Below are 12,247 nucleotides of genomic sequence, written 5' to 3'. Positions count from 1 at the left end.
CCGCGCCGAGGAAAATCTATGCTACTGACCGTCAAATCCCGCGTCTCCCCCTATGCTGGGGGGCTGCTGCTCGCGACTGTCATCGCGGTGGCCGCCACGTTCTTGTCGGATCACTACGGCGCACCGGTTATGCTCTTTGCGCTGCTGCTTGGGATGGCGTTTCACTTCCTGTCGGAAGACAGCGCTTGCGCCATTGGGGTCGATTTCGCCGCGAAGGCGCTGCTGCGCTTTGGGGTCGGGCTGCTGGGGCTGCGGTTGGGGCTGGCCGAGGTTATGAGCCTTGGCTTTACCCCTGTCATTGCCATCGTCGGTTTGGTTTTGGCGACCTTTGGATGCGGCGTGGTGATGGCCCGTATCTTTGGCCGCCGCACCGCTTTTGGCATGCTGGCGGGCGGGGCCGTCGCCATCTGCGGGGCATCAGCGGCTTTGGCGATCACCTCCGTCCTGCCGCCGCATAAAGACCGCGAGCAGGACACGCTGTTCGTTGTCATCGGTGTCACGGCGCTGTCGACCATCGCGATGATCGCCTATCCCATTCTTTTCCAATCGCTGGGTCTGAGCGATATTGAAAGTGGTTTTCTGGTTGGCGCCACGATCCACGATGTCGCGCAGGTGGTGGGGGCAGGATACTCCATCAGCGACGAGGCCGGGGTCTTTGCCACCTATGTCAAGATACTGCGCGTCGCACTTTTGCCCGTCGTGATGCTGTTCGTGATGTTCAGCTTCAGAGGCGCGCAGCAGCAATCTGTCGGCGTGCCTTGGTTTCTGATGATGTTTGCAGGCTGCGCGGTTTTGGCAAATCTGGAAGTGCTGCCGAGCGCAGTGCTCGCGTTCCTCAACGAGCTATCCCGGTGGTGTCTGGTCATCGCCATCGCGGCCTTGGGGGTGAAAACCAGTCTGGCGAAGGTCGTAAAGGTCAAACCCAGCTACAGCATCATTCTGGTGGTTGAAACGGTATTCCTGCTCGGCGCAGCCCTCGCCTTTGTGCTTTTGTTCGGCATTTAGGTGGGCCGAGGCTGCTCGGTGAAGCCTGAGAACATCGCCGGGATTTTTGGCTCACCCCTTGCCCCAAAAATCTGCGATAACCTCCTCCGCCAGCTTGTTTTGCACGGTGAAATCAGTGTCTTCCGCGCCGCCGCTCTCAGGGTCGGTGAACCAGCGCCAGACCCATAGGTTCGGGATGTCCCGTGCCTCAAGGGCGCGAAGCCAGCGGCGCAAGACGTCGGCCTGAAGTGCCATATCGGCGGGGGCTGCGCGTTCTTCGGCGCTTTCCCACGGGCGCTCGGTCGCCCCTTCGGCAGAGCGGATGCCGATTTCGGCGATCCAAATGGGCTTGGCATGTTTCCGCGCGACGGCCTCGACCCGGTCCAATTCTTTGGCGATGGCGCGATCCCAGTCGGCGGTCGCCCCGGCTGCGCCCAAGACGGGGTAGAGCGACACCGCCACGGCATCCAATAGCGGCCAGAACGCAACTTTCTCAGCCTCGTCCGCGCCATGGGCGACATAGGTGATTTTACCGCTGAACGCTTCGCGCAGCCCGGCGATGGTGCCCTCCCATGCCTCCGCCCCCGATACGCCGCGCAATTCGGTGCCGAGGACCAGCACCTCGGCGCGGCTTTGCTCTGCGGTGACCGCGATGGCGCGCAGGGAATTTTCATAGGCCGCGTGCCAATCGCCTTCGGTGCCCGCCGCGGGGACGATGGCGCCCGCCCAGCTTTCGGGCACCCAGACATGCGGTTTGACGATGGCGGCCAGCCCGGCTGCGTGCAACTGCGCGATCCCGGCGGCGATCCTGTCATGGGGCAGCGCGTCCCCCATGACGATGCCGCTGGAGGTGGGCGCGGGTTGCCATAGAAACGGGATCACCGTTGCCGCCGTCGCGCCCGTCTTTCGCAATTGAGCGATGCTTAGCGCAGCGCCTTGGCTTCCGAAGGGCGCACTCGTTGTCTCGATAAGGTTGAACCCGCGCAGAACCTCGCCACTGCTGCTTTGGGGAAACGCTCCCGTCGCGGTGAGCGCGGTAGAGCCGAGGGCCCAAAGAAACGTGCGACGTTTAATCATAGGGGCAAGGTAGGATGACTTCCCCCGCCGCACAACGGCATCTTAGGTGACAGGCGGGGCCTTTCGGGGGCTGTATTCGGGGACCTGCAATTCGGGCCTGTAATTCGGATGTTGGCAGGTGCCGACCAAAAGCAATCTCGCGAAACCGCTGAACGATCGCAGTCGCGCATACCAACGCGCGCAACGCCCAAGGACTATTCCCTTTCCCCGGTCGGCCCAACCGCGTAGGCAGCCCCTACCTTGGAAAACGAGACATATCATGGCGCAGAATGCCACCATCTACAAAGTCGAGCTTTCGGTCTCCGACATGGACCGCCACTATTATGAGACCCACAAGCTGACCATCGCCAAACACCCTTCGGAAACCGATGAGCGGTTGATGGTGCGGCTCGTCGCCTTTGCCCTCAACGCGCATGAGCATCTGGAAATGACCAAGGGTCTATCGACGGATGATGAGCCGGACATCTGGCAAAAAAGCCTGAGCGGAGAGTTGGACGTTTGGATCACGCTGGGGCTGCCCAGTGAGAAAGTCCTGCGCCAGTCCTGCAATAAGGCCGCCAAGGTCGTGGTCTATCCCTATGGCGGCAAATCGGCTGAGATCTGGTGGGACAAGGTCAAGAACGGCACCACCCGCTTTGACACCCTCGAGGTGGTGAACTTGGCCGAGAGTGACACCAAGGCGCTGGCGGAGATGGCCAGCCGCGCGATGAAGCTTCAGGTGATGATCCAAGACGGTGAGGTGACAGTGAACCTTGACGAGGCGCTGGTGACGCTCACACTCGACCGATGGAAAACCGCCGGATAAAAGGCGGCAGAGGGGCAAACCCGGCTGCCGCCGCTTCTTCAGGCTGCGCGGCGTTGCAGCAGGGCAATGGCATAGCCGATCACCATGGCCATGCCGACGTGCCCCACAAAAGATGACTGCGTGTAGGCCCCGAAATCCATCATAAAGCTGCGCCCCACCACCGGGGCCAGCAGACCTTGGGCGACGAACCACAGCACAAGCCCCGACAGCGCCCCCGACAGGACCAGCCCAAGCCGCGTCAGGCGGTGCACCAGCCAAACAAAGACCGAGAAACCGACGATCCCAAGCGCGATATGCAGCGCGAAGCCAAGCCAATAGGGCAGGGTGATCCCAAGGGCGATCTTGCCAAGCGCAACCACAAGGTTCGCCGGGGCGAGTGCGACGCCAAAGAGGAGGGGGGAGAGCAGCCAAGCATAAAGCTCGAAGGCGATCTCGCCCGCGAGCCCGGCCAGCAGGAGCGTGGGAACGGTTTGTTTGAGGGGCATAAGCAAAGTCTCTTGCAAAAGGACAGCACATCGGCGCGGCCGCAGCCGGATGGCGCGGGCGCTATGCTTTGTAAGTGGAAGTAGGGGAAAGCGCCGGACCGATGCGCCCGAGCGGATAGAAAAAGGCGCGCCACCATGGGCGCGCCTTTCAATTTAAACGTCGAGCTTGTTGTCGCCGCGCTTCCATGCCAGCGGCTGGAAGACTTCGTCGACCGGGGTTTCGGCCACGTGGTTGACGTAGTTCGAAATGGTCTTCTGCGCCATCCCAAGGATCACGTCCAGCACCGCACGGTGGCTGTAACCTGCGTCAAAAAACGCCTGCATCTGCGCGTCGGAGACAAAGCCCCGGTTGCGCACCATCTGAACGGTGAACGTCCGCAGCGCTTCGAGTTTGGGTGTCGGCAGGGCGGTTTCATTGCGCAGCGCGTCGCTGATCTCGTCCGAGACCTTCATCATCTTGGCAATGCCGGTGTGGGCGGGCACGCAGTAGTGGCACTCGTTCTCGACGTTGATCGACTGCCAAACCACGGTCAGCTCTTCGGCGTCGAAATCCGTCTCGGTGAAAAGCTTGTGCAGCACCTGATAGCCTTCATAGGCTTGCGGGCTTTCGGCCAGCACCTTGTGCAGACCCGGCAGGCGGCCAAAGGCCTTTTGCGATTCCGCCAGCAGCGGCTTGGAGGCTTCGGGTGCGGAGTCTTGGTCGTGGGACGGGAATGTCATGATCTCTACCTTTGTTAGTCGTCGATATTTGCTATTTAGGGTTTTTTGAGCGATCACTCAAGTATATATTTGAGTGATCGTTCAACACATGGTGATATCATGCCCCGCAAACCAAACCACGACCGAGCCGAGCTGATCGACCGCGCCCGCGATCTGTTTTGGCGTCAGGGCTGGGCGGGCACATCGCTGAAAGACCTCGAAGCGGTGCTGAAAATGAAGCCCGGCAGTTTCTACGCGGCCTTCGGGTCGAAAGAGGCGCTGTTCGAAATCGCCTTGGACAAATACGCCGAGGATGGGGCCGGGCGCTTGGCCGAATTGGTCGAAGCCCATGGCCCGATGGCGGCGCTGAAACGCTATCCCGAATTGGCGATTTGCCGGGAGGAGGCCCCGGCCAAGGCCTGTATGCTGTCCAAAACCCTGTTGGAATTACAGGCCCATGGGCATCCACTTGCCCAACGGGCCAGCGCGCATCTCATGGGGATGGAGGAACAGTTCGCGGCGCTTTTTGCCCAGATGCAGCAGGACGGAGAGATCGCGCCGGAACATGATCCAAAGTCACTGGCCCGGCGCTATCAAAGCGATCTGCTCGGCCTGCGTGTATCGGCCGAGCGGGAGGGAATCGACGCCCATGCCATCGCCCGCGAAATCGCGGAAGGTCTGGACCGATTGTAATCTCAGACGACGCTATTCGATCTGTTCTTCCAGCATGGCGGTGATCTTGCGCCGTTGAAAGATATTGCGGATCTGATGCGCCATGATCCGTTCCGGCACGAAATAGGGCTTGCCGTCTTTCCATTCCGCCCGAAACGCATGCCGCGCGGCGATCAATCTGGTGGTATGGCCATCCGCAGCCGCGACGGTGAGGTCCATCTGGCGGACCTTATCGAACAGGCCCTCGGTCCCGATGCGCGCTTCGGCGCGGCGCAACAGATCGAGAAAACTGCCGATATCGATGAATTCACCGCTTTTGATCGGCCCTTGATTGGTGCGGGTCAGGGGGTTTTGCACATCGTTCAGCGCCACTTCTTCGCGTTCGGTGACCTTGACGTGATAGGTCTTATCCTCCGTCACCACCCGCGCCATGACTTCGAGCAAGTAAATCGGCTCGGCCCCCATATTGGTTACGAAACAATGGGCATTCTCATCCCGCGCGATAGAGCGGTTGATCAAGATCACCGGCTGCCGTTGCCGCCGGAAATTGAGCCATAGGATATGCAGGTAAGCCAGCCAGACCACCGCCGTTAAAAGGCTGACCGCCACCTGCAACGTACCGGAATTCTCTGCGATCCAATCGAGCATCCTTTGTCTTCCTTGCGAGTGCTGTTGGGGTCGCCAGACCAACGCGCGGGGCGGCGCTTCGTTGCACAGGGATTGACGCGACGCTTGACCTGCCGCTATTATATCAATAATTCACGATATATGGATAATGAAAACGCTCTCCTAGCCTTCGCCGCCTTGGGCCAACCGACCCGTCTGGATGTCTTTCGCCTGCTGATCAAAGCGGGGGGCAAGGGAATGTCAGCGGGGGAGATCGGCGTGGCGCTCGACGTGCGGCAAAACACCATGTCCGCCAATCTGTCGGTGCTTGCCCGCGCGGGCCTGATCCGCAGCAACCGCGAAGGCCGCAGCATCCGCTATTTCGCCGATATGAACGGGCTGCGCGCACTGCTGGGGTTCCTTTTAGAGGACTGCTGCGGCGGGCAGCCAGAACTTTGCCAACCCCTGCTGGATGAATTGACCTGCTGCTAACCCTCGAAAATTACGCACGAAAGACCGCCATGACCGATACCGCACATCCCGCACCCGCTGGCCTTGGAGCATTTGAACGCTGGCTCTCGCTCTGGGTGGCGCTGGCCATCGGGGCGGGGCTTTTGCTGGGCAATCTCTTTCCCGGCATCTTCGGCGCGCTGGCCGCATTTGAGGTCGCTTCGGTCAACCTGCCCGTGGCGGTGCTGATCTGGGCCATGGTCTATCCGATGATGGTCGGTGTCGATTTCGGCGCGCTGCGGCAGGTGGGGGACAAGCCCAAAGGGCTGGTGGTGACGCTGGTGGTCAATTGGCTGATCAAACCCTTCACCATGGCTGCCCTTGGGGTGCTGTTTTTCAACCATGTCTTTGCCGGGCTAATCCCGCCCGATGACGCGCAGGCCTATCTGGCCGGGGTGATCCTGTTGGGGGCCGCGCCCTGCACCGCGATGGTCTTTGTCTGGTCCAACCTCACCCGTGGTGATGCGACCTACACGCTGGTGCAGGTCAGCGTGAATGATGTGATCATGGTCTTCGCCTTCGCGCCGATCGTGGCCTTCCTTTTGGGTGTGACCGACATCACCGTGCCTTGGGACACGCTGCTGATCTCGGTCGGGCTCTACGTCATGCTGCCGCTGCTGGCGGGGTATCTCACGCGCGAACGGCTGGTGGCCAAGGGCGGCGAAGCGGCTGTCGACGCTTTTAAAGCCCGCGTGCAGCCCTTTGCGATCATGGGGCTTTTACTGACCGTGGTGCTGCTTTTCGGCTTTCAGGGCGAGGTGATCCTTGACCGTCCGCTCGTCATCGCGCTGATCGCCGTGCCGCTGCTGCTGCAATCCTACGGCATCTTCTTCATCGCCTATGGCGCCGCGCGGGCTTGGGGCATTCCTTTCAACGTGGCCGCCCCCTGCGCGCTGATCGGCACCTCGAATTTCTTTGAACTGGCGGTTGCTGTGGCGATCAGCCTCTTTGGGCTGGGGGCGGGTGCTGCCTTGGCCACCGTTGTGGGCGTCTTGGTCGAGGTACCGGTCATGCTGTCGCTCGTGGCCTTTGCCAACCGCACGCAGCATTGGTTTCCCGCCTCCAAGTGAACCTCACCTGATAACCCACTGCCGCCTAAGGAAATTCCCGTGACCGATACGCCGAACATCGAAGAAGACCACTTCAACCCCATCGACGACGCCCGCCTGCTGTCGCCTGAGCGCGCCACCCACGGCCCGCGCATCCTTCTGCTCTACGGCTCGCTCCGCCCGCGCTCCTTCAGCCGCCTGATGACCGAAGAAGCCGCCCGTATTCTCACCCGCCTCGGAGCCGAGACGCGGACATTTAACCCCTCGGGGCTGCCGTTGCCCGACGATGCCGCACCCGAACATCCCAAAGTGCAGGAACTGCGCGATCTGGTGCAATGGTCCGAGGGCATGGTCTGGTGTTCGCCCGAACGTCACGGGGCGATGACGGGCGTCATGAAAACCCAAGTTGACTGGATCCCCCTGTCGCTCGGCGGGGTGCGCCCGACCCAAGGCAAGACTTTGGCCGTGATGCAGGTCAGCGGCGGCTCGCAGAGTTTCAACGCCGTAAACCAGCTGCGCATCTTGGGCCGTTGGATGCGGCTGCTGACCATCCCCAACCAATCCTCAACCCCCAAAGCCTTTTTGGAGTTTGACGAGGATGATCGGATGAAACCCTCGCCCTTCTATGACCGGGTGGTCGACGTGATGGAGGAACTGGTGAAGTTCACCCTGCTGACCCGCGACAACAAGGACTACCTGCTCGACCGCTATAGCGAGCGTAAAGAAAGCGCTGCGGAGCTTTCCAAACGGGTGAACCAAAAAGCGATCTGACCGCTAAAACGCAAACGGCAGGGCCAAATCTTGGCCCTGCCGCATCGTGCTACGCTAAAAAGCGATCAGTCGTTGGACCAGCCCGAAACGGCTTTGACTTCGCAGAAGTCCTCGATCCCCCAGACGCCACCTTCGCGCCCGTTGCCCGAGCGTTTCATGCCGCCAAAGGGCGCGCCCGCGCCACGGCTTTCGCCATTCATCTCAACCATGCCCGACCGCAGCTTGGCCGCCAGACGGTTGCGCCGCGCGCCATCGCTGGACTGGACGTAGTTGGTAAGGCCGTAGACCGTGTCATTGGCCATCTCGACGGCTTGATCTTCGTCCTCGAACTTCATGATGGCCAATACGGGGCCAAAGATTTCCTCGCGGGCGATGGTCATGTCGGACGTGACATCGGCAAAAACCGTGGGTTTGACATAGAAACCGCGGTTCAGATGCTCTGGCCGTCCGGTGCCACCGGCCACCAGCCGCGCGCCTTCGTCGATGCCCTTTTGGATCAGGTCTTGGATCTTGCCCCATTGCGCTTCGTTCACGACCGGGCCGATGTGGCGCCCCTCTTCGCTGGCGGGGCCGACTTCGACCTTATTGGCGACTTCGGCGGCGGTCTCGACCGCTTGGTCATAGGCGCTGGCTTCGACGATCATCCGGCTGGGTGCGTTACAGCTTTGACCGGTGTTGTTCATCATATGCAGCACGCCGCGTTTCACGGCCTTGTCGTCGGCATCGGCAAAAACGAGGTTCGCGCCTTTGCCACCAAGCTCCAGATGGACCTTTTTCAGCGTATCCGCCGCGTTCTTGGAAATCGCAATGCCCGCGCGGGTGGAGCCGGTGAAGCTCACCATATCCACGTCCTCATGGCCGGTCAGGGCGGTGCCCACGGTCATGCCATCGCCGTTCACAAGGTTGAAGACACCGGCGGGGAAGCCTGCCTCATCCATCATTTCGGCAAAGACCACGGCGCTCAGCGGGCTTTCCTCAGAAGGTTTCAGCACCATGGTGCAGCCAGCGGCGACAGCAGCGCCCACTTTCAGCATCACTTGGTTCATCGGCCAGTTCCACGGCGTGATCATCGCCACGACGCCAACCGCTTCGTGGATGATCCGGTCGTTCGGCGCGTGATCGCCCAAGGGCTTTACGAATTTGAAATCTTTCGCCGCTTTGATGAAGTTCTTCAGGTGGCTGTAACCTGCGCCCCATTGCGAGCTGCGCGCCATTTCGATGGGCGCGCCCATCTCGGTGCTGATCGCTTGGGCCATGTCTTCGGTCCGGGATTTATAGACCTCGGCCAGTTTCTCCATCAGCGCGATACGCTCTTCGGGGGTGGTGGCCATCCAACCGGGCAGGGCGGCCTTGGCCGCTGCCACGGCGGCGTCCACATCCTTGGCCCCGCCGAGCGAGATCACGGTGCAGGGCTCTTCGGTCGATGGGTTGATGACCTTATGTTCGCTGCCCTCAAGCGGGGCGACCCATTTGCCGTCGATATAGAAATCACGTTTTTCGATCATGCTCTGTCTCCGTTATTGGCCAAGCGGGCGTCTTTTTTGCCGCTTAGAAGTGTCCGGGAATCGCCGGCTCCCGATATGCCTAGGACAATTTTACGGGGCGGAAAAGTTCAGAGGTGGTTTTTGATCAAAAATACGGACGTGGCGGCCCGAAACCAGCGGGCCCGCGGGGGACGCTTAGCCCTGGGCTGGGAAGCGGATCTCGACACAAAGCCCGTCTTGGCCCTCGACCTTCAGCGTCGCCTCATGCTGGAAGGTGAGCGTGCGGATCATCCGCCAGCCCAGCGAATCCGACCGCTCGGGCCGTTTGGCATCTTCGGGCAGGCCGACACCATCGTCATAGACTTTCAGCGTCAGACCTTCATCGCTCTCTTGTGTGACCTCAATGGTGATCACCCCTTTGTCGCGCCCTTTGAAAGCGTGTTTATAGGCGTTGGTGATCAACTCGCCCACGATCAGCCCGATGTCGACGGCCAGTTTGTTGTCCATCTTAAGGCTGGGGCAAATCAGCTTGATGCCAATGCTCTGGCGATCCCCGGTAAAGGCGCGTTCGGCGTTCTTGGTGACCTCATCCAGCATATCAGACAGATCAAGGTCGGTGCTGTCGGTTGAGCGTTGCATCAACTCATGCGCCTTGGAGAGCGAGCCGACGCGGGTTTCCAACTCGCGCAGCACTTGGCGGGTCTCGTCCTCTTTGGCTTGGCTCTTGCTCATCCGGATCAGCGCCACGATCAGGGCAAGGTTGTTGCCCGTGCGGTGGTGCAATTCCTGCATCAAGAGGTCACGGTCGGCGATGCCTTCGCTCAACTCGCGGTTCTGTTCGGTCAGCGCGGCGGTCGGGTCTTTGGCGTTATAGGCCTCCAGCGCCGCGAGGGCGTCGGCCTTGATCTGCTCAACAGCGCATTGCGGTTCGGGCAGCAGAAACTCCGCATGGACCCGCGTGCCCTCTTGGCCGGTGTCCACATCAAAGCGGGCCGCGATACGTTGCACGCCGCGCAGGCCCAGCCCCATGCCCGTCTCCGACACGATGTCGCGGGTGGGGTCAAGCTTGTCTTCCTCAATGCCGCGGCCCTGATCAATCACTGTCAGGCCAAGGGCAGGCTTGCCGTTGACATCCGTCAGCGAAAACCGGGCGCGGCCCTTTTGCCCATGCTCAATGGCGTTGCGGCCCAGTTCCACAGCGGCGGTGACGGTGCGCGTCCGCTCAAAAGAGGTAAAGCGCATCGCTTCGGTCAGGGTCAGGGCAATCTGGCGCAGAGCCGCGATATCGCCGCCTTTTTCAAGGTTAACCGACGTGAGGTTCGTAGCTTTCATCAGTCCGCGTCCCGTGCAATGCGTATGACCACGATGGAGGCGTCGTCACGCCCGCGAAATGCCCGGTCGAGCAGGAAGCCAGCGATCAAGAGCGGGGATTTCCACAATAGACCCTGTGGAAGATAGCTGTCGCGCAGGGTTTTCAACCCGTCGCTGTGCAGGATCATCAGATCCCCCGGTTCAAGGTCAAAGGTCTCTTCATAGCCCCGGGTGGCGCGTGCGCCGATCCGGCCGTCGCGGACCGGCAGGCGTTTGACCTCGCCATTGCGGACCCGCAGGGTGGCGATATTGCCCAAAGCGGCATAGCGCAGCACCATCTGCGGCTGCGCGATATGCACAAGGGCCGCCACCGCGCCGCGCTTGCCGATCAATTTCTCGGTCACCTCACGCATCACGGCGCCCGGCTCGCTGTTGAAGCTGCGGGTGGCGGTGACCGCCTCTGTCACCTCCAGCGACGCGGCTGCGGCCTCGGGGCCATGGCCCAAGCCATCGCAAACCAGAATATCAGTGGCTTTCGGCGTTTGCCGCAGCAGATAGTCGTCGCCGCATTCCTCTTCGTTCGGGTGACAGACCCGCAGGCCCACGGCCTCAACCCCATGGGTCGCGCAGAGGGGGCTGTCTTTGGCAAAGCTGCAAACGATGGTGGTGCCGACCTCGGACCCGCTGAAGATGTCGAATTCATCCGACAGACGGCGGATCGCGCCAAGGCCCAGCCCGGCGGAATCGCCACTGCTCATGCCGTCTTGGAACATGTGATCCATATCGCTGATGCCGGGGCCCCGATCGGTAAAGATCATCACGATCTTGTCGCCCTTGCCCTCGGCCGGCGCGTTGATCAAGGCGCGGCCTTTCTCGGCGTAGCGCAGGATGTTGGTGGTGGCTTCGGTGGCGACGATGGCCAACTCGTCGGTCCGGTGTTTCGGCCAATCGTGCTGGGCGGCCAGACGCCGTGCGGCGCGGCGGACCACGGCGATGGCGCTTTGGTCCTGAACTTCGACCCATTGTTTCATAGGTTCACACTCATCATCACGCTGGTGCCCCCGCCGACGGCGGTGCGGATTTCAAATTTCTTGGCCAGCCGCTGTGCGCCGCCCAAACCACGGCCAAGGCCGCCGCCCGAAGTATAGCCGTCCGTCAGGGCCAGTGCCACGTCCTCGATCCCCGGTCCCTTGTCCCAACAAACCACGCTAAGCTGCTTGGCCCTTGGGTCGATATAGATGGAAAATTCACCTCCGCCAGCGTGAACGATCGCATTGCGGGCGATTTCGCTGACGGCGGTGGCGAAACGTGTGACATTCAGCGCCGAAGCGCCGTGTTCTTTCATGTAGCGCGCCACGGCTTGGCGCACCGTCACCGCGTCACCGCTGGTATTTAGTTTGAACTGAGAGAGAAGAACCTGCGCCCCTAGGTCCTTTTCGTCAAACGCGGCGTAGCTGGGCAAGGGCATGTGTCAGGCTTAACGCGGTGCGAATTTCCGGCAGGTACATGCCAAGCTCGACCAACGTGACCGCCACCGTGGGGCGCATGCCGACCACATAGGTATCCGCCGCCAGCAGACGGGAAATCCCCGCCAACTGCGCGATCACACGGCCCACGAAGGTGTCGACAATCTCAAGCGCTGAGATATCGAGGATCACCCCGTCGATGCGGTTCTCGGATATTTTGTTCGACAACCGGTCTTGAAGCTCCAAGATCTCGGTGTCCGTGATGTCATCCTGTATCGAAACGAGGAGCGCATGTTCGACCAGATTAATCGACGTGACACCGGCCACC

General features: G+C 61.1%; 15 protein-coding genes. 6 read left to right on the top strand and 9 right to left on the bottom strand.

Features of this window, described 5'->3' with window-relative positions; translation table 11 throughout:
• Window positions 1-18: 18 nt before the first annotated feature.
• Entirely contained in the window at window positions 19-1,005 is a 987-nt protein-coding gene (locus tag B5M07_RS10335) for a YeiH family protein (RefSeq protein WP_120351242.1), read from the top strand.
• A gap of 51 nt (window positions 1,006-1,056) precedes the next feature.
• On the opposite strand, the gene B5M07_RS10330 is transcribed toward B5M07_RS10335, so the two are convergent.
• On the bottom strand, window positions 1,057-2,061 hold the full coding sequence (locus B5M07_RS10330) for a glycoside hydrolase family 113 (protein ID WP_120351241.1): 1,005 nt from the start codon (window positions 2,059-2,061) through the stop codon (window positions 1,057-1,059).
• Between the two features lie 259 nt (window positions 2,062-2,320).
• Here B5M07_RS10330 and B5M07_RS10325 point away from each other — a divergent pair, with 259 nt between their 5' ends.
• Complete coding sequence (locus B5M07_RS10325) at window positions 2,321-2,866, top strand: YaeQ family protein (protein ID WP_120351240.1); 546 nt, start codon at window positions 2,321-2,323, stop codon at window positions 2,864-2,866.
• A 38-nt stretch (window positions 2,867-2,904) separates the two neighbouring features.
• Here the strand turns inward: B5M07_RS10325 and B5M07_RS10320 are convergent, their stop codons facing one another.
• A complete protein-coding gene (locus tag B5M07_RS10320) occupies window positions 2,905-3,351 on the bottom strand; it encodes a hypothetical protein (protein ID WP_067627385.1) in 447 nt (148 codons plus the stop codon).
• Between the two features lie 153 nt (window positions 3,352-3,504).
• On the bottom strand, window positions 3,505-4,071 hold the full coding sequence (locus tag B5M07_RS10315; protein ID WP_120351239.1) for a carboxymuconolactone decarboxylase family protein: 567 nt from the start codon (window positions 4,069-4,071) through the stop codon (window positions 3,505-3,507).
• A gap of 99 nt (window positions 4,072-4,170) precedes the next feature.
• Here B5M07_RS10315 and B5M07_RS10310 point away from each other — a divergent pair, with 99 nt between their 5' ends.
• Window positions 4,171-4,743 carry a TetR/AcrR family transcriptional regulator gene (locus tag B5M07_RS10310; RefSeq protein ID WP_120351238.1) on the top strand — a complete coding sequence of 191 codons (573 nt, stop codon included), beginning with the start codon at window positions 4,171-4,173 and terminating at the stop codon, window positions 4,741-4,743.
• Between the two features lie 12 nt (window positions 4,744-4,755).
• Here the strand turns inward: B5M07_RS10310 and B5M07_RS10305 are convergent, their stop codons facing one another.
• A complete protein-coding gene (locus B5M07_RS10305) occupies window positions 4,756-5,370 on the bottom strand; it encodes a hypothetical protein (RefSeq protein WP_120351237.1) in 615 nt (204 codons plus the stop codon).
• Between the two features lie 120 nt (window positions 5,371-5,490).
• Between B5M07_RS10305 and B5M07_RS10300 the strand changes: the two genes are divergently transcribed.
• The 3 genes from B5M07_RS10300 to arsH are packed head-to-tail and all read left to right on the top strand — an operon-like array spanning window position 5,491 to window position 7,658.
• Window positions 5,491-5,820 carry an ArsR/SmtB family transcription factor gene (locus B5M07_RS10300; protein WP_120351236.1) on the top strand — a complete coding sequence of 110 codons (330 nt, stop codon included), beginning with the start codon at window positions 5,491-5,493 and terminating at the stop codon, window positions 5,818-5,820.
• Between the two features lie 29 nt (window positions 5,821-5,849).
• Window positions 5,850-6,908, top strand: coding sequence for an ACR3 family arsenite efflux transporter (gene arsB / locus B5M07_RS10295; protein ID WP_120351235.1), 1,059 nt, complete (start codon window positions 5,850-5,852; stop codon window positions 6,906-6,908).
• Window positions 6,909-6,947: 39 nt separating this feature from the next.
• The gene (gene arsH, locus B5M07_RS10290; protein WP_120351234.1) at window positions 6,948-7,658 is read left to right on the top strand and encodes an arsenical resistance protein ArsH; all 711 of its coding nucleotides are present in this window, start codon (window positions 6,948-6,950) and stop codon (window positions 7,656-7,658) included.
• A 65-nt stretch (window positions 7,659-7,723) separates the two neighbouring features.
• On the opposite strand, the gene B5M07_RS10285 is transcribed toward arsH, so the two are convergent.
• The 5 genes from B5M07_RS10285 to B5M07_RS10265 form a co-directional block, all read right to left on the bottom strand.
• Window positions 7,724-9,163 carry an aldehyde dehydrogenase family protein gene (locus B5M07_RS10285; RefSeq protein ID WP_120351233.1) on the bottom strand — a complete coding sequence of 480 codons (1,440 nt, stop codon included), beginning with the start codon at window positions 9,161-9,163 and terminating at the stop codon, window positions 7,724-7,726.
• Window positions 9,164-9,337: 174 nt separating this feature from the next.
• Complete coding sequence (locus B5M07_RS10280; RefSeq protein WP_082849486.1) at window positions 9,338-10,474, bottom strand: sensor histidine kinase; 1,137 nt, start codon at window positions 10,472-10,474, stop codon at window positions 9,338-9,340.
• Window positions 10,474-11,484 carry an ATP-binding protein gene (locus tag B5M07_RS10275; protein ID WP_120351232.1) on the bottom strand — a complete coding sequence of 337 codons (1,011 nt, stop codon included), beginning with the start codon at window positions 11,482-11,484 and terminating at the stop codon, window positions 10,474-10,476. Before B5M07_RS10275 ends, B5M07_RS10280 begins: the two co-directional genes overlap by 1 nt.
• Window positions 11,481-11,921: an ATP-binding protein gene (locus B5M07_RS10270; protein ID WP_120351231.1), complete on the bottom strand. Its 441-nt coding sequence runs from the start codon at window positions 11,919-11,921 to the stop codon at window positions 11,481-11,483. The genes B5M07_RS10275 and B5M07_RS10270 overlap by 4 nt, the downstream gene beginning before the upstream one ends.
• Window positions 11,893-12,246, bottom strand: coding sequence for an STAS domain-containing protein (locus tag B5M07_RS10265; RefSeq protein ID WP_067627401.1), 354 nt, complete (start codon window positions 12,244-12,246; stop codon window positions 11,893-11,895). The genes B5M07_RS10270 and B5M07_RS10265 overlap by 29 nt, the downstream gene beginning before the upstream one ends.
• Between the last annotated feature and the right edge of the window lies 1 nt (window position 12,247).

Source organism: Sulfitobacter sp. D7, assembly GCF_003611275.1.
In the GTDB taxonomy this organism is placed as follows: Bacteria; Pseudomonadota; Alphaproteobacteria; order Rhodobacterales; family Rhodobacteraceae; genus Sulfitobacter; species Sulfitobacter profundi.
The sequence above is the reverse complement of the archived record's forward strand: the minus strand, read 5'-3'. Positions and strand labels throughout refer to the sequence as shown.